The organism is Actinotalea sp. Marseille-Q4924 (assembly GCF_916618755.1).
Taxonomy (GTDB): Bacteria; Actinomycetota; Actinomycetes; order Actinomycetales; family Cellulomonadaceae; genus Actinotalea.
This window is the reverse complement of record NZ_CAKAKB010000001.1, coordinates 194,921-210,873: the sequence shown is the minus strand read 5'-3', so window position 1 is coordinate 210,873 and position 15,953 is coordinate 194,921. Positions and strand designations below refer to the sequence as shown.

Here is a 15,953-nt window from a genome sequence, read left to right as displayed (position 1 = left end):
GGAGTTCCCGGCGGAAGTCGCGTCATGAGGCGGGCGGGTGACGCTCTCAGTCCGTGACGCTGCCGTCAGGCCGCGCTCACCGGGGAGGCGACATGGGTAGCGACGGACCCGACACGGACGGCACGGTGCGCCGGCGCCTGCCCCTGCTCCCCGTGAACGTCTCGCAGCGGCGGGTGGAGCCGGTCCCCCACGAGGTCGCGCCCGCGCGTCGCTGGGCCGTCGAGCAGGCGGAGGCGTCAGGCCTCGACGACGACGACGCCGCAGCCGTCCTCGAGCTGCTGGCCAGCGAGATCATCACGAACGCGGTCCGCCACGGCGACGGGCCCGTCGTCGTCAACGTCGTCCGCGACGGCAGCGCGCTCCGGGTCGCCGTGACCGACGGGGGCAGCGGGCAGCCCGCGCCGGGGACACCCCAGGACGATGCCGTGACCGGTCGCGGCATGGTCCTGGTCGCGGCGCTCTCGGACGACTGGGGCGTCGAGCACCACCCGTCGGGCGGCACCTGCGTGTGGTTCTCCGTCCAGAGGCAGGCGACCCGGTCCACGACCGTCGCCGCCCGCGTCACGTCGAGCAGCACGACGCCGAGCCTCGCTCCGACCGGCGTGGCGGCGCGGCACGCCATGGCCTGAGCGCCGGGCGGACCGCCTCACAGCCCGCCACGCCGAACCCGGCAGCCGCGGCATGAGGCCGTCCGCGGACGACGCCGCCCCGCGCGGCCGTGTCGCGTGTCGGTGGCGAGGGGCACCATGAGCGACGTGAGCCAGACCGAGACGCCGGAGCCGCCCGCCGGGGGCACCGAGCCGACGCCGCCCGACGCCGACCCGCCCCCCTCCACGCTTCCCGACGCGTTGCCGGAGCTCCTCCTGCCCGACGCCGCCGCCTGGCGCGCGTGGCTGGAGACGCACCACGACTCCTCGCCGGGCGTCTGGCTCGTCCTGACGAAGAAGGGCGGCACGACGACGACGCTCACCTACGCGGACGCCCTCGACGACGCGCTCTGCTTCGGCTGGATCGACGGCCAGGCACGGGCGCGGGACGCGGGGACCCGGTACCAGCGGATGACGCCCCGTCGACGGCGCAGCGTCTGGTCGGCACGCAACGTCGGCCACGTCGCCCGGCTGGAGCAGGACGGCCGGATGCGGGAACCCGGGCGCACGCAGGTCCGCGCGGCGCAGGAGGACGGCCGGTGGGACCGCGCCTACGGGGGCGCGGCGAGCGCCGTCGTGCCGGAGGACCTGGCCGCTGCCGTCGCGGCGGACCCCCGCGCCCAGGCGTGGTTCGACGTGCTGACGTCGACGAACCGCTACGCGCTGATCTACCGGGTGGAGGACGCGAAGCGCCCCGAGACGCGCGAGCGGCGCATCCGCCAGTTCGTCGAGATGCTCGCGAGGGGCGAGACCCCGTACCCCCAGAAGGCGCGGCCCGCCGACGGCCCCGGCCGGCCCGTCACGTCCTGATCGAGACCCACCTCGCGGCGCGGACCACCTCCGCGGCCAGCGCGGCGGCGCGACCGTGCACGGCCGGGTCCTCGGCGGACGTCGGCAGCCGCCCGCCGGCGGCCAGGGCGCGACTGCGCGGCAGGACGACGAGCGCTGTCCCGGGCCGAACGGCCCTCAGACCGGCGAGCAGGTCGGCCGGCGCGGTACCGCGCCCGGCGACGGGCACGGCCACGACGACGGCGCGTCCGGCCGCGTGCGCATCACCGGTGCGTGTGACGAGGTCGCCGAGGGCGTCGTCGGCCGCCGCGATCCCGGCACGCGTCGCCCCGCAGACCACCACCACGACCACATCGGGCCCGTCCGCCGCGCCGGCCGGGATCCCGTCCCGACCCACGTCCCGCACGACGAGGTCCCCGTCCCGCTCCCACTCACGCAGGACGACGGCGAGCAGGGCGGTCACCGTCGTCACCCCGACCCCTCCGGCGACGCCGACCACCGCGACGCCCGTCCCCTCGCGGACCGGCGTGCGCAACCAGCGCGCGGCCTCGGGGGCGGCGAGCACGGCGGTCACTCCCCGTCCTGGACGACGCACACGCCGCCGAGGCGCAGCGCGAGCTCCTGCGCGACGCGGACCCCGACGCGGCCCGCCTCGCCCCAGGGCGCGAGGGCCTCCACCCACCACAGCGGCGGCGTGAGCCCGTCGACGGCGGTCGTCGCCGGCAGCAGACGCCGCAGCTCGGCGGCGTTCTCGACCGCGAGCGGCTGCGACACGGAGAGCACCGCGACGTCACGGCCCTGGCTCCCCTGCCCGACACGGCAGAGCTGGTGCACGGCGCCCTCGCGCATCGTCCGCAGGCCCAGCTCCGGGTCGACGGCCGCGCCCGCCTCCAGGAGGACCTGCAGGTCCGGGGGCCGCGAGCTGACGACGACGATCTCACGTGGCACGGGCTGACCCTTCGCTGACCGGGACGTCCCCGACCGGGACGGCGGGGAGTGCGCGACCTGCACGAGGCGGGGCCGGTCGCCGCGGCGGACGAGCGTGCCCCTGCCCGCGGGCAGGTGCTCGGCGTAGAGGCCGGGGAAGACCTGGCCCTCGCTGCGCTCGCCGGCCATGAGCAGCCCGCTGCCGCCCGTGTCGCGCAGCGCCTGGAGGACAGGGTCGTAGAGCGCTCGGGTGGCACCCGCGACGGGACGGGTCAGCACGACGTTGAGGCGCAGGTCGCGGGCGGCGGCCAGGTACGGCAGCAGCGGGCGGAGCGGGTCGGTACCACCGGAGGCGAGGATGTCGTAGTCGTCCACGACGACGACGACGCGCGGCCCCACCGCGGACAGCGCGGCGCCCGTCGTCGTGCGCCGCTCCAGCTCCGAGGCGATCGCCGTGGCGAGCGCGAGCGCCGGCTTGCCGGTCGTCGCGCGGCCGCCGAGGTAGTCCTCGGGGCAGACGTCGGCGAGGCCCCCGCGGGCGTCGAAGAGCGCCACGACGAGCTCCTCCGGCGTGGACCGGTCCACCAGCCCCTGCACGATGCCGCGGAGCAGCGTCGTCTTGCCGCACCGGGCGTCGCCGAGCACGAGCAGGTGCTGGTCGCGGCCCGCGAGGTCGAGCAACGCCGGTCCCATGGTGTCCTGGCGCAGGCCGATCGGGACCAGCGCGGGCTCCTCGAGCGGGTCGGGCAGCTCCGCCGGGTCGAGCTCCTCCGGCAGCAGCCGGATGGGCGGTGCGGCGGGTCCGCCCCACGCGGCGGCGGACCGTCGCGCCAGGCCCTCCAGCGCGGCACCGACCGACTCCTCGGCCGACGCCGCGGCGTCGTCGGCGCCGATGCCGACGAGCGGGAGGGCGACCTGGGCGAACAGCTCGGCGTCGGTGAGCACGCGGCCCGGCTGGTCGGCGCGCAGCGTGGCGGCGAGCTTGCGCGCGATGGTCGAGTCGGTCGGGTCGTTGAGGCGCAGCTCCACCCGCGTGCCGACGAGCGGCTGGACGGTCATCCGCAGCTCGTTCCACCGGGTCATCGCCGCGACGACGTGGATGCCGAAGCCGCCGCCGCGCTGGAGGAGGTCGGTGAACGGCTCGTCGAGCTCCTCGTGGTCGGTGCGGATCGACCCGACGCCGTCGACGAGGAGGACGACGTCGGCCGCGGCCAGCTCGGGCACCTGCCCGGCGGCGTGCCGCGAGCGGAGCAGCGCGAGGGAGTCGATGCCGTGCTCCGCGAAGACGCGCTCCCGGTGCGCGAGCATCCCGTGCAGCTCCTCCAGGAGGCGCCGCAGGCGGTCCCGGCTGCTGCGGGTCGCCACCCCACCGACGTGCGGGAAGCCCTCGATCCGCGCCAGCCCCCCGCCGGCGAGGTCCATCCCGTAGACGGCGACCTGCTGCGGCGTGTGGGTCAGGGCGAGGGACGCCGTGAGCGTCCACAGCAGCGTCGTCCGGCCCGTCTGCGGGGCGCCGATGATCGCGACGTGCCCGCCCGCGCGGGTCAGGTCGAGGACCCACGGCTCCTGCCGCTGCCGCGCGGGGTCGTCGAGCAGCCCCAGCGGTGGCGCGAGGTGCCGCACGCGGCCCGCGGCGCGCTCGTGCTCGGCGAGGACGTCGCCCAGCGCCACGCGCAGGGCCAGGGGCTCGAGCCACACCGGCCGGGTCGGCGCCGCCGCCGGCGCGAGCTGGGCCACGACCGCGTCGACCGTCGAGGGGCCCGTCGAGGGGCGCACCAGCTCGGGCTCCCCCGACGCACCCGGCCGCTCGAGGCCGTTGGCCGCCAGGACGCCGTGGTGCACCGGCAGGAGGAGTGGCCTGCGCACGTCTACCTGCGCGTCGGGCTCCGGCGCCTCGTCGGTGCGCAGCGGCCCGGAGACGTACCCGGCGCGGAAGCGCTGGTACACCGTCGTGTCGACCTTGAGGTAGCCGTAGCCGGGGACCGCGGGCAGGTGGAAGGCGTCGGGCGTGTCCAGCACGACCGAGCTCTCGGCCTCGGAGAACGTGCGCAGGCCCAGCCGGTAGGAGAGGTACGTGTCGAGCCCGCGCAGGCGCCCCGCCTCGATGCGCTGGCTCGACAGCAGCAGGTGCATCCCGATGGACCGGCCGATGCGGCCGATGGTCAGCAGCAGGTCGACGAAGTCCGGGTCGGCGGTGAGCAGCTCGCCGAACTCGTCGATGACGAGCAGCAGGTGCGGCAGGGGCTCGAGCTCGGGCCGGGCGGCCAGCAGCTCCCGGTAGTGCGTGATCGACGGCGAGCTGCCGGCGTCGCGCAGGACCTGCTGGCGGCGCACGACCTCCCCCGCGATGCTCGCCCGCGCCCGCTCCGTCAGGCCGGCGTCGTCGGCGAGGTTGTCGATGATCCCGGCGACGTGCGGCAGGGCGGCGAAGGGCGCGAACGCGGCGCCGCCCTTGTAGTCGACGAGGATCATCGACAGGTCCTCGGGCGGGTGCGCGATCGCGAGCGCCGCCACGAGCGTGCGGAGCATCTCGCTCTTGCCCGAGCCGGTCGCCCCGACGCACAGCCCGTGCGGACCCATGCCGAGCTGTGCGGACTCCTTGAGGTCCAGCAGCACGGGGGCGCCCGTGTCGTCGACGCCGACGGGCACACGCAGGAAGTCCCGCGACGACCGCGGCTGCCACGTCCGCGCGAGGTCGATCGCGCGCACGTCCGCGACGCCGAGCAGGTCCGTGATGCCGACCGCGGAGCCGGCCGCGTCCTCCCCGACCTCCGTGGCGCTGAGCCGCAGCGGGGCGAGCGCGCGCGCCAGGCCGACGGCGAGCGTCGTCGGGACGTCGTCGAGCGTCCCGCTCACGGGCTCCGTGGCGTCGCTCGCCCGGTCCACCGACCGGGCGCCCGGACCGGCTGCCCGCAGGTCCTCGACGACGACGGCGCCCGCCGTGTCGACCGTGACGCGCACGGCCACGTCGGAGGGCTCGTCCAGCCGGTCGGCGAGCACGTGGACGACCGTCACGCCGAGATCGGCCGCGCCGACGGCGACGTCGGGCAGCGGGAGTGCACCGGCCACCCCACCGTGCTCGTCCGCGAGGACCAGGAGCCGCGGACCGAGCACGGCGGTCCCCGCGCCCATCCCGCGGCGCGAGCGCGCCGCCGCCTGTGCCCGGTCGACGAGGTCGGGGCCGACGAGCCGCACGAGGTGCGCCAGGTCCGGCGCCACCCGACGCGCGGCCGCGGGCCCGTCGAACAGGGCGTCGTCGACGAGGTGCGGGAGCGCGCCGAGCCACGCCCAGTCCGCGGCCCGCGCCGTGGGGTAGGCGGCCGCCAGGCGGACGTCGTCGGGGGCGTGCAGGGCGACCACCTGCGTCGTCATCGCCCGCACCACCGCGAGCGCCTGCTCCCGCGGCCCGATGACGGCGACCTCCCCGGCCCGGTCCAGGGGAACCGTCACCGGCAGCTGCTGCACCGTGGCGAACCGCCGCCGGACCGCGCGCGCCTCCGCGGCCATCGCAGGGTCGAACGGCTGGGTCGGGTTGGGGTCCGCGGGGAGCCGCAGGTCGAACCAGGGCCGGCGGCCGACGCCGACCCTGGCCTCCAGGAAGTCGGGGTCGGTCCGGCGCCGCTCCCAGCGGCGGGCGGGGTCGCGCACGACGTCCAGCAGCGCACCGGGGTCCGGGTGCACCGCGCGCGCGGCGTCCCGGGCGGCCTGCTCCTCCTCGCGGAGCTCCGCGCGCACCGTCTCCAGGTGGTCCAGGTACCGCTCGCGCTGGGTGCGGCGCTGCCGGGCCGCCGCGCCGCGCTGGCTCAGCGCCATGCCCAGCCCGCCCACGAGGGCGATGACGAGGATGAGCACCGCGACCATGACGAACAGCGGGTTGTTCCGCAGGACGAGCATCATCGTCATCGAGCCGAGGGCGCCGACCACCGGGAACAAGGCCTGCAGCGGGGCACCCCCGCCGCCCTCGGACATCTGGGGCGGCGGCGCCAGGTCGACGGGGCCGGGGGCGCGCAGGGGGCGGACCACCCGCGCCGGGCGGTGGACGACGCGCAGGGTCATCGCGCACCCCCCTGGACGAGGAGCTCACCGACGAGGCGCGCCGGCCCGAGCTGCGCAGGCTGGGCGACCGGCCCGGCACGACGGCGGGGCGGGGCGTCGGTCAGGGACGCGTGCGCGACGACGTGCACGGGGACCGCGAGGCCCACGTCGGTGAGGACCCGGCGTGCCAGGCGGTCCGTGGGCCCGGCGGTCCCGCCGACGTCGACGAGCACCAGGGCGACCGCGGTGCGCGGCGCCGCCTCGAGCAGGCGGGCGACGGCACCGAGCCCCCGCTCGGCCGGCGCCCGGTCGGCCCGGGCGACGACGGCGACGACGTGGTGCGACGCGGCGATCTCCGTCAGGTCGGTCGGGTCCGTGCGGACGCCCCAGTCGGTGAGGACGACGTCGAAGAAGCGCCCGATCGGGTCGACGGCCGTCCGCCAGCCGGCCGGTGTGACGGGACCGGCCGGCGCCCCCGGCCCGTCGGTCCCGGAGCCCAGCACGTGCAGGCCGCTCGCCGCGGTGGGGACGGCGCGCCGCGCCTGCGCCGCGGTCACCACGCCGGCCGTCCGGCCGATGCACTGCGCCAGCGCCAGGGGGTCGGCGAGCCCGGCACGACGGGCCAGCTCGCCGTCACCCTGCGCGGCGTCGACGACGAGCACGCCGCCCGAGCGACGCCGAGCAAGAGCGGTCGCAGCGCGCGCGACCGTGGTCGTCGCCCCGGCACCGCCGTGCGCCTGCACGACCGCGAGCCGGCGGCTCGTCGAGACCCGCCGGCGCAGCAGGTCGTCCACCTCGGCGAGCTCCCGGGCCCACGCCGTCGGCCCGAGGAGGCGCTGCGCCCCGCGGTCCGCGACGGCCCGGAGCGCGGCGGACCGCATCAGAAGACCTCGAGCAGGACGCCGAACACGCCGAACACGCCGAGCAGCAGCGGCACGACCGCCAGCACGGCGACGACCTCGACCCGATCGCCCAGGCGACGCAGCCGCGCCCGCTGCTGGCCCGAGGGCGTCAGCCCGGCGCCCACCGCTGCGGTGAGGCCTCCGATCGCGGCGACGACGGCGACGAGGGCCGGGGCGTCGTCGAGCCGGCCCAGCAGGAACGCCGCGGCGGCCACGACGACGGCGGCCCACAGGGCGCCGGCCTGGCCGCGCAGCGGCAGGCCGCGGGTGCGCAGTGCGGCGACCACGAGGACGACGACGCCCAGGGCGGCCGGCGCTCCGCCGTCGCCGTGCCGCAGGAGCGCGCCGGCGGAGGGCGCGAGGGCCACGGCGACCGCGAGCGCGCTCCAGCTCAGCGCGCGGTAGGCCTCGTCGAGCGTCCGGCGCACGCGGTCCCTCGGGGGTGTCGGGGCACCGTCCGTGACGGCGTCGTCGAGCCCCGTGAGCCCCGTCGCGCCGAGGGCGTACCCCGGCAGCAGCCCCGCGACGACGACGGCGCCGACCGCGACCACCGCGTCGACCTGGACCGAGGGCAGGGCGGCGCCGAGCAGCAGGTGCGTGCCGCTGAGCAGCACCCCGACCGCCGCCCCGGCGAGCGCCCCCCGGTGGGACCGTCCCACCCCGACGGCGAGGCCGAGCGCCACCCACGCGAGGAGCGCGAGCGCCCAGGCGGCGTCCGGCAGGTCGAGCAGACCGGTGGCGACGGCGGCGAGCCCGAGCGGCACGGCCAGGCCGAGCGCCGTCGTCGTCAGCACCAGGGCCGCCCACGTGCGCCCGAGCCGGCCGAGGGAGGTGGCGGCGAGCACGGCGACGAGGAGGAGCCCGCCGACGAGGGCCGCCGCGGCCGAGGCGGGCAGCGCGGTGAGCAGCGCCGCGCCGAGCAGACCGGCGGCGACCGCCGTCGTCGTCGCGGCCGTCGCGTGCCGGCTCACGGTGTCCCAGCGGTCCCTGCGCGCGGCGAGCTGCTCGGCGGTGGCGTCGGTGACGTCGGCGACCTCGGGCGGTGGCGGTGCCTCGGCGGCACGGACCACCCTCAGCACCTCGCCGTCGCGCAGGTCCTGGGCGAGGCAGTCCTGGGCGAGGTCGACCTGGTCCCCGGTCACCCGGACGAGGCTGACGGAGCCGGTGGCGCCGTCGGGCTGCTCGTCGAGCAGCTCCAGGAGCGGGGGCAGCATCGCGGCGAAGCCCTCGTCGGAGGGCACCACGACCTCGGCCCGACGCGCGGAGCCGACGAGCGTCAGGCGGGTCCAGCGGCTCACGGCGCGACCTCCGTCGCGGTCGTGGCGCCCGGCGCCGTGCCGGGAGCCGTCGCACCGGGAGCCGTCGCACCGGGCCGTGCGGCGCCGGCGTTCGCCTGGAAGAAGGAGTACCCGGCGCACCCCGCGCACACGACTGCGGCGACGACGACGCTCCCCACGAGGCGCTTGACGTTGTCGGTGGTGCTGCGGCGGGCGCGCAGCTCGCCGTGGACGAACGCGGCGCGCAGCCGGGCACGGTGGACCCGCACCGACTCGAGGAGGACGGCGTCGTCGACGCGGTCCTGGTCCATGCGCTGCTGGTTCGTGCGCTGCTGGTTCGTGCGCTGCTCGGTCACGCGCGGCTCAGCCACCCAGCACCCCCTCCCACGGCCCGCCGGCCCGGCCGAGCACCGCACGCACGCGGTCCCGGCCCAGCGCATCGAGGACGGCGTCGAGCGCCGGCCAGCCGGGCTCGGTGAACGTGCCGAGCGGGAAGTACAGGCCCGGCACCCGCGGCCGCCCGACGACGCGCGCCCCGAGACGGTCGCCGAGGTCCCGGACGTCGAGGCCGAGGTCGCGCACGCCGGGCGGTCCGACGAGCATCCCGAGCGGCGTGGGGGGTGCCTCGAGGACGGACGGGAACGTGAGGTCCTGGCGCCCCGTGCGGGCGAGGACGAGCCCGAACAGCGGCAGCTGCTGCGCGCCGACGGCCGCCATGACCTGCGGCAGGCGGTCGACGACGGCGCGCGCCTCGTCGCTGCCCGGCGCACCCACGGCGACGACGAGCTGGGTGGTCTCCTCGAGCCCGTGCTCGGTCCTGGCCGTCCTGATCGTGCCGACCACGGGCCGCTCCGGGGACCCGGCCACCATGACGGTCGTCTCGCGCGGCATCCGGCCCCGGGCGAGCTCCGTCAGCCGCGTCCGGTCCCAGCCGACGACGGCAGGCTCGTGCGCCCCCCAGCCCAGCGGCGGCGCGCCCGTCAGCTCCTGGCTGAGGAGCTCGGCGGTGCCCCCGAGCACCGTGGTGGGAGCGGCCTGGTGACGGACCGACTGGGAGAGGAGGAGCTGCACGGCCTCGGCGCGCTGCGGACGCAGGAAGCGCACCGCGACGTCGTCGGCGGACGCCACCCGATCGCCGGAGACGGCGTCGGCGACGCGGGCCAGGCGTCGGCCGTCGAAGCCGTCGCGCAGGGTGCCGTCGGTCCCACGCACCACCCAGCGCCCGCCGGCGTCGCGCAGGGCCTCACGCATCGGGTAGGTCAGACGTGTCACCTCGTCGCTGACGAGCACGACCGGCCGCCGCGCAGCGCTCGCCTGGAGGAGGAGGTCCGCCCGCGCCTCGCTGAGGTAGGCGACCTCGGCACGCGTCTCCGTCATGACGACGTGGCCGTCGGAGGCGTCGACGGCCGGGTGGGCCGCGCTCGCGGTGGTGCTCATGCGGGGCCGCCCGACACGGGGGACGCGACCTCGAGGACGAAGCTGCGACGGCCCAGGTGCACCTGCTGCCCGGGGAGGACCTGCTCCTCGACGTCCTGCCCGACCGTCCGGCGCCCGGTCGCGTGCTCCACCGCGGTGCCGTTCGTGGACCCGCGGTCCACGACCCAGCCGACCTGCCCGTCCCAGCGCAGGCGGGCGTGGGTCTTGGACACCGAGCGCGCGAAGTCGTCCATCGACACGAGGACCTCGACCTCCTCGTCGGGGCGCGGCTGCGGGCGCCGTCCGAGGAGGGCGACGGACCGGACCTCGACGCGCTGCCCGTCGTCCAGCACGATGACGGCCGGCGGTGCGGACGGGCGCGGCGCGGGGGCGGCGACCTGGGCCGGGACCGGCGCGGCGGCCGTCCGCGGAGGCGCGAAGCCACCCTCGGCGACGCGGGCGAGGCGTTGCAGCGTGGGCTCCGCGACCGTCGCGGTCGGGTCCCGGCCGGCGCGGACGTCGAGCACCGTCACGCTCGCCCACCGGTCCACGGGTGCGCCGCGCCGGCCCGGCGGGAGCCCGGTGAAGCGGTCGACGGCGCGCAGCCCGAGCGCGAGCTTGCCGGCGGTGCGACCGGTCCTCGCCTGCACCGCCCAGACCGCCGCGGCGTGGACCGCCACGACGGCGACGCCACCCACCGCCACCGCCGCAGGCGGTGCCCCCGCTGCGGCCAGCAGGACCGCTGCGGCGCCGAGGAGCAGCAGACCGATCAGGACGTCCACGACGACCGCCGCCGCACGCGCCGCCGTCGTCGCGGGCACCGCACCCGCCAGCAGGAGGGGCAGGTCGAGGCGGTCCGAGCCGTCCGGGGAGGGGGTGTGCCGCAGACCGCACCGGGGGCACACCTCGCCGGCAGCCGCGACGGTCGCCGAGCACGCGGCGCAGGTCACCGTCCCCCTCGGCATGCTCGAAGCCCCCTCCGCGTCGGCGTGCTGCCACTGCCCCGGGATCCTAGCCGCGCCGCGCCACGGCGACGGCGGGCGCCCGTCCGACGGCTGCCATACTTTCGGCCGTCGCCGCCGCGACGGACGTCAGCGTTCCCCGGGGGAGGACCATGAGCAGCGCCCCACCACCCTTCGCCGGCACCTCGCCGTACCCGGCGCCGGGCAGCGAGCCGGCGCCGAGGGTGCGCCGCGGCGTGCTCGCCACCTGGCTGCAGCGCGTGGGCGCCCACCTCGTCGACGTGCTCGTGGCGCTGGCGCCGTGGCTGGTGGCCGGACCCTTCGCCTACCTCACCGCCGAGCGGGGCGTGGACGTCTTCGGCGAGCCGTCGATCATGACGACGACGGCCGGTGACTGGGCGGTCCTCGCCGCGCTCGCGGTGCAGGTCGCGCTGTGGATCGCCAACCGGTGGGTGCTGCAGGGACGGACCGGCCGGTCGGTGGGCAAGCGCGTGCTCGGCCTGCGCCTCGCGGACCAGCGGACCGGGGTCGTGCCGGGGACAGGTCGGACGATCGGCCGCGAGATCGCCCACGTGCTCGACTGGCCCGGGCCGCTCGGCTTCCTCTGGCCGCTGTGGGACCGGCTCACCCAGACCTTCGCGGACAAGGTGAGCAGCACCGTCGTCGTGCGCGAGCGCTGAGGGTCAGCCGCGCGCCCACGCCGCGGGGACCAGCTGGGTCGGGGTCACGTCCTGCAGGGCCGCGGTCGGCACCGTCGCCTCGTAGACCGCCGCATCGACCTTCTCCAGACGCAGGCCCTCGGCGAGGTCGGCGTCGTGGCCGGTGTAGCTGACCCGGGAGGCGGCCTCGCCCTCCGGCGCTGTCCACTGGTCGACCACACGGACCGGCAGGCCGTTCCAGCGGGCGGTGACCATGAGCTCGAACAGCTCGGTCACCTCTGCCGCCGGTACCACCCGACGCCACCGCCCGGCGGGCGTCTGCTCGAACCCGGGCTCGTCCGGCGGGGTGGCCTCGGCGACGACGACGACCCCGTCCTCGAGCGGGTCGGCGCTGAGGTAGGTGCCGTGCCACTGCGCCATGGGCCCGACGAAGCGGGACACCCGCGGTCCGGGTGGGGTGACCGGCACGACGTCGGACCGCCACCCGTGGCCGACGTCGACGTACGTCGCCAGCGTGGTCTCGCGCCCGTCGGCGCCGATGCGGACGAGCTGCGACCCGGCCGGGACCCGCGAGTGCACCACCCAGGACAGGGGGACGACCGCGTCGCGGACGGCGACGAAGCCCAGACCCGTGAACGGCGGCCGGTCGACGAACGGCCCGCCCGTCCTCGCCCGCGTCTCCGTGTCCGTGCCGCCGACGGCATCCTCGAAGCGCAGCTGCGGGGTGGCGGGGAACCGCAGCACGTCCACGTGCGGCGCGTCGGGTCGGTGGGGCGATCCCGGGAAGCCCAGGGCGTGCGCCTCGAACAGCTGCGAGGGTGACGTGGCGAAGGCGACGTCGGCCGCTCGCACGACGAAGCCGGCGACGCGGTCGTACCCGCCCTCGACGTAGGCCCGGGACATCTGCGGCGTCACGGCCTTCTGCATGGTCGTGGTCACGGCGGCTCCCCCTGCGTCTGGTCGGTCGTGCGAGCGGCGCCCATCCTGCCCGACTGCGGCACCGGCCCCGCTGCGCTCTCGCGCGTCCCTGAGGGCAGGAGGGAGGACCGGCTCAGCTCCGGACGGGCTCGTCCGACTCGATCACCCGGACGTCCGCCAGCTCGGTGAAGGGGACGTCGGCGGTGAAGCCCTCGTGCTGACTCCCCTGCATCCCCATGAGCTGGGCGAGACGGGGGTCGCGGTCGTAGTGGACCCGCACCGTGTCGGGGTCGATCACCTCGAAGCGGACCGGCTCGCCGAACCACGTGGCCGCCAGACGACGGGAGAAGTACCTCTCGACAGCGTCGGGTGCGACCTTCACCCACAGGTTCCGGGCCTCCGCCGGGCTGCGACGGATCTCGGCCGCGGACCGGAAGACCTCCCAGTCGGCGCGGTCCATCTGCAGGAGGTACCCGTGCTCGTGGTCCGTCCCGAAGCGAGCGCGGTACTCGGTCCCGTCCACGACGGCGAACCACCCCGACGGCGGGAGCGCCGCCGGTGACAGCTCGGGCGTCATGCGGACCGGGCCATGTCCACGGAGGTCACGACACCCTCACCCATCCGGCGTCGTCCCGGATGACGGCGACGAGCCGCTGGGTGCCGTCGGCGAGGACCTCCCACATCTCGGTGCCCGAGTCCATGAGGACAGGGTTCTCGATCCGGTACTCCGGGATCAACGCGTCCGACTTGAGGAACCCGTTCCCCGTGTACGGGTCGTGCCAGGCGTCGGTCGCCCCGGTCCCACCCATCTCCGAGAAGCGCGACACCACGGCGTGGTCCCCGGTCGCGCGCGTGCGGACCAGGTAGACCGACTCGTCGTGCGGCAGGAACGTGACGTCGTCGTAGTCGAGGCGCAGTCCCTCCTGCAGCTGCCGGACCGTCGTCAGCGCGGCGGTGTCCTCGACACGCGTGATGGAGCCGCCCAGGCTCAGCGCTCGTTCCGTGGAGGCCGTGGAGGGGTCGAGCATGAGGCGGACCTGCTCCGGCGTCAGGACCTTCTGGACCACGTCACCGGCCGTCGGCGGCGGGAGGGCGTCGGCGATCTCCCGCAGCGCGCCGATCTGCGCCGGGCTCAGGTCGCGGACCGACGTCATGACGACCTCGACGAGCTCCGCCCGCGTCCACGGCTCGATCCCGTGACGCGCGAACAGGTCGGGGTCGGCGAGCATCGCGTCGATCGTGCGGGCCGCCGTGTGGCTGGTGTCCAGCTGCTCGGGCGCGAACGCGACGCGGTGCTCCGAGCCGTCGGCCAGCCCGTACTCGCGCGCGGGGACGTCGGAGGCCGGCGCGTCACCCGGCTGACCCCCGACGGGGTCGGCCACCGTCCCGCCTCCGGGCACGTCCGGGGTGTCCGTGGTGCCAGGTCCACCGAGGAGGTCGTCCGCGCCCGCTCCGGGGCTCGCTCCGCCGGGCCAGCCGGTGCCCGTCGGCGTGCCGCCACCGCCGCCCGAGGACGGCGTCTCCGGCCAGCCGGTCCCGCCGGGCGCCGTCGTCCCCGGCGTCGCACCACCCGAGGAGGGTGCTCCGGGCGTCGGGTCGGTGACCACGGAACCACCGGCGGGTGCGCCCCCGCCGGTCGTGGAGGGGCTCGTGGTCGGCGGCTGGTGCAGGCTGTCCGCGCCCTGGCCCAGCCCGCCCGGCGCGTCGGCTGCCGAGCCGCCGACGAAAGCCGGCTCCGGCTGGGGTGCCGGCACCGTGGCCGGCTCGGCGCGGACGGGCTCGGCGACGTCCGGGTCCCGCACCGGCGGCAGGTCCCCGCCCAGCCCGTCGAGGTCGTCCAGTGCCGTGACGGCGTCGTCCAGGACGGCGACCGGGACGTCCAGGTCGGCTCGCACCGCGGGGACCACGGGAACGTCCGGGACGCGCAGCGAGTCGCCCAGCCCCTGGGTCACCACCCGCATGTCGGCGAGCATGTCGCCGATCTTCGGCAGTGCGGCGCGCCCGCCCATCAGTCCCAGGGCGACCGGGTCGACGAAGTCCACGACGCGCGCGCCGCGGGCCAGCAGCGTCGCGGTCCGGCCGGCCGTGCCGGCCGCGGTGCCCGCAGTCTTGGTCCCGGAGACCGCCGCACCGGCCGGGACGAAGATCGTCGCGATGTTGAACACCGCGCCGCCCGCCGCCCGCGCCGGGTCCTCGTCCCACGTGTCGTACGCGATGAGGCCCTTGCCGAGCGCCGTCCAGGCATCGCCCGCGTTGCCCCAGGACCACTCCCCGCCGGCATACCCGATGAGGGAGCCCATGCCGACCCAGGACGTCTTCATCGTCTCCCAGGACCAGCCGGTCCCGTCGATCCCCACCAGCATCCCGAGGCCGGTGACCGTGCCCCACAGCCCGTCGACGACCACGCCGTCCCACACGAACCGCTTCACACCCACCGCGGCGGACTTGGGGCAGTGGTCCTTGCGCTGGACCTCGCTGCCCCAGGGCATCGCCGCGTCCGTCGGGATCTCACCGACCCCGTACCCCCGCGCGTCGCCCTCCGAGGTCGCCGCCCGCCATGCCGGCGCCCCGTACAGCGAGCGGATCGCGTTCGCGCAGCGCCGTTCCGCCTCCCACAGCTGCACCTGGAGCCCGTTCACCCGGCCCACCAGCGCGGTGTTCCGGTCGACCAGGTCCTGGTCGTACTCCCACTCCGCGTTCGAGGCGATCTCGCCCCGGAACGCCCACGCGTCCGACCGCACCGCCGCGAGCGACGCCTTGATGGGGCGGATCTCCTCTGCGTACGCCGTCAGGGCAGCCGCCACGGACTCCACGTCGTCACCGAACCGGCGGGCGTTGGTCTCCACCGGGTCCATGACCGAGAACAGGCGCGGCGCCTCCGGGGCCTCGTAGTGCAACGACAACCCGCGCCAGTCGTCGAGCACGTCCGCGCCCGCGTCGCGCACCGCAGCGCCGTCGCGTGCCAGAGCGCGCGCAGCGGCCTGGACCGCGTCCGGGTCGAGCTCGTCACCGGGGATCGCCGACGGGTTGATCCCCGAGGCATAGCACTGCTCCGTCACTGCGCCACCACCGGGCCGCGGGCGCCCCTGGGGCGCACCTGACCCGTCCCCGCGACCTGCGCCGCCGCAGCCTGGTGCTCAGCCGCCATCTGCTCGTCCCCCTGCACGTACGCGGTCGTCGCCGCGGCCGCCCCCGTCACGGAGGCGTTGATCCGGTTCCCGATGGACTCCAGCGTCGTGGCGTGGTGCTCGAAGAAGCCGATGAGCGCGTCCGCGATGATCGGGTTCTGCCCCGTCCCCGCGACCGCCTGCTCCGCCTTCGCCGGCAGGCCCACGACGGCGGCGTCCAGCACCGCCGCCGTGGCACCCACACGCTTGAGGACGTCCTCCACCCCCTGCGGGGTGATCCGCCACCCGCTCAC

14 protein-coding genes are annotated in these 15,953 nt (G+C 76.8%); 3 read left to right on the top strand and 11 right to left on the bottom strand.

Going from position 1 to position 15,953, the window contains the following annotated elements; translation table 11 throughout:
* The first annotated feature begins 92 nt into the window (after positions 1-92).
* Complete coding sequence (locus LG379_RS00935) at positions 93-629, top strand: ATP-binding protein (protein ID WP_225752724.1); 537 nt, start codon at positions 93-95, stop codon at positions 627-629.
* 219 nt (positions 630-848) lie between these two features.
* A complete protein-coding gene (locus LG379_RS00930; RefSeq protein ID WP_225753322.1) occupies positions 849-1,457 on the top strand; it encodes a YdeI family protein in 609 nt (202 codons plus the stop codon).
* Here the strand turns inward: LG379_RS00930 and LG379_RS00925 are convergent.
* The 7 genes from LG379_RS00925 to LG379_RS00895 are packed head-to-tail and all read right to left on the bottom strand — an operon-like array spanning position 1,447 to position 10,958.
* A complete protein-coding gene (locus LG379_RS00925) occupies positions 1,447-2,010 on the bottom strand; it encodes a hypothetical protein (RefSeq protein WP_225752723.1) in 564 nt (187 codons plus the stop codon). The two genes, LG379_RS00930 and LG379_RS00925, sit on opposite strands and share 11 nt — an antisense overlap.
* Positions 2,007-6,419, bottom strand: a complete 4,413-nt coding sequence (gene eccCa / locus LG379_RS00920; RefSeq protein ID WP_225752722.1) for a type VII secretion protein EccCa — start codon at positions 6,417-6,419, stop codon at positions 2,007-2,009. The genes LG379_RS00925 and eccCa overlap by 4 nt, the downstream gene beginning before the upstream one ends.
* The gene (locus LG379_RS00915; protein ID WP_225752721.1) at positions 6,416-7,279 is read right to left on the bottom strand and encodes a hypothetical protein; all 864 of its coding nucleotides are present in this window, start codon (positions 7,277-7,279) and stop codon (positions 6,416-6,418) included. The genes eccCa and LG379_RS00915 overlap by 4 nt, the downstream gene beginning before the upstream one ends.
* Positions 7,279-8,598, bottom strand: coding sequence for an EsaB/YukD family protein (locus LG379_RS00910; protein ID WP_225752720.1), 1,320 nt, complete (start codon positions 8,596-8,598; stop codon positions 7,279-7,281). Before LG379_RS00910 ends, LG379_RS00915 begins: the two co-directional genes overlap by 1 nt.
* Positions 8,595-8,948: a hypothetical protein gene (locus LG379_RS00905; RefSeq protein WP_225752719.1), complete on the bottom strand. Its 354-nt coding sequence runs from the start codon at positions 8,946-8,948 to the stop codon at positions 8,595-8,597. Before LG379_RS00905 ends, LG379_RS00910 begins: the two co-directional genes overlap by 4 nt.
* Positions 8,941-10,014: a DUF6177 family protein gene (locus tag LG379_RS00900; RefSeq protein ID WP_225752718.1), complete on the bottom strand. Its 1,074-nt coding sequence runs from the start codon at positions 10,012-10,014 to the stop codon at positions 8,941-8,943. The genes LG379_RS00905 and LG379_RS00900 overlap by 8 nt, the downstream gene beginning before the upstream one ends.
* On the bottom strand, positions 10,011-10,958 hold the full coding sequence (locus tag LG379_RS00895; protein ID WP_225752717.1) for an FHA domain-containing protein: 948 nt from the start codon (positions 10,956-10,958) through the stop codon (positions 10,011-10,013). The genes LG379_RS00900 and LG379_RS00895 overlap by 4 nt, the downstream gene beginning before the upstream one ends.
* Before the next feature lie 149 nt (positions 10,959-11,107).
* On the opposite strand from LG379_RS00895, the gene LG379_RS00890 reads away from it, so the two are divergent.
* Complete coding sequence (locus tag LG379_RS00890; RefSeq protein ID WP_225752716.1) at positions 11,108-11,635, top strand: RDD family protein; 528 nt, start codon at positions 11,108-11,110, stop codon at positions 11,633-11,635.
* 3 nt (positions 11,636-11,638) lie between these two features.
* Here the strand turns inward: LG379_RS00890 and LG379_RS00885 are convergent, their stop codons facing one another.
* From LG379_RS00885 to LG379_RS00870, 4 genes are all read right to left on the bottom strand, one after another.
* Entirely contained in the window at positions 11,639-12,553 is a 915-nt protein-coding gene (locus tag LG379_RS00885; RefSeq protein WP_225752715.1) for a hypothetical protein, read from the bottom strand.
* 112 nt (positions 12,554-12,665) lie between these two features.
* On the bottom strand, positions 12,666-13,109 hold the full coding sequence (locus tag LG379_RS00880; RefSeq protein ID WP_225752714.1) for a hypothetical protein: 444 nt from the start codon (positions 13,107-13,109) through the stop codon (positions 12,666-12,668).
* A gap of 25 nt (positions 13,110-13,134) precedes the next feature.
* The gene (locus tag LG379_RS00875) at positions 13,135-15,591 is read right to left on the bottom strand and encodes a hypothetical protein (protein ID WP_225752713.1); all 2,457 of its coding nucleotides are present in this window, start codon (positions 15,589-15,591) and stop codon (positions 13,135-13,137) included.
* Entirely contained in the window at positions 15,588-15,953 is a 366-nt protein-coding gene (locus LG379_RS00870) for a DUF6507 family protein (RefSeq protein WP_225752712.1), read from the bottom strand. Before LG379_RS00870 ends, LG379_RS00875 begins: the two co-directional genes overlap by 4 nt.

What these genes read in the sequence shown, in the direction of transcription:
- LG379_RS00895 (WP_225752717.1), bottom strand. Translation starts at nt 10,958, where the DNA reads ATGCCGAGGGGGACGGTGACCTGCGCCGCGTGCTCGGCGACCGTCGCG.
- LG379_RS00890 (WP_225752716.1), top strand. Translation starts at nt 11,108, where the DNA reads ATGAGCAGCGCCCCACCACCCTTCGCCGGCACCTCGCCGTACCCGGCG.
- LG379_RS00900 (WP_225752718.1), bottom strand. Translation starts at nt 10,014, where the DNA reads ATGAGCACCACCGCGAGCGCGGCCCACCCGGCCGTCGACGCCTCCGAC.
- eccCa (WP_225752722.1), bottom strand. Translation starts at nt 6,419, where the DNA reads ATGACCCTGCGCGTCGTCCACCGCCCGGCGCGGGTGGTCCGCCCCCTG.
- LG379_RS00880 (WP_225752714.1), bottom strand. Translation starts at nt 13,109, where the DNA reads ATGACGCCCGAGCTGTCACCGGCGGCGCTCCCGCCGTCGGGGTGGTTC.
- LG379_RS00935 (WP_225752724.1), top strand. Translation starts at nt 93, where the DNA reads ATGGGTAGCGACGGACCCGACACGGACGGCACGGTGCGCCGGCGCCTG.
- LG379_RS00915 (WP_225752721.1), bottom strand. Translation starts at nt 7,279, where the DNA reads ATGCGGTCCGCCGCGCTCCGGGCCGTCGCGGACCGCGGGGCGCAGCGC.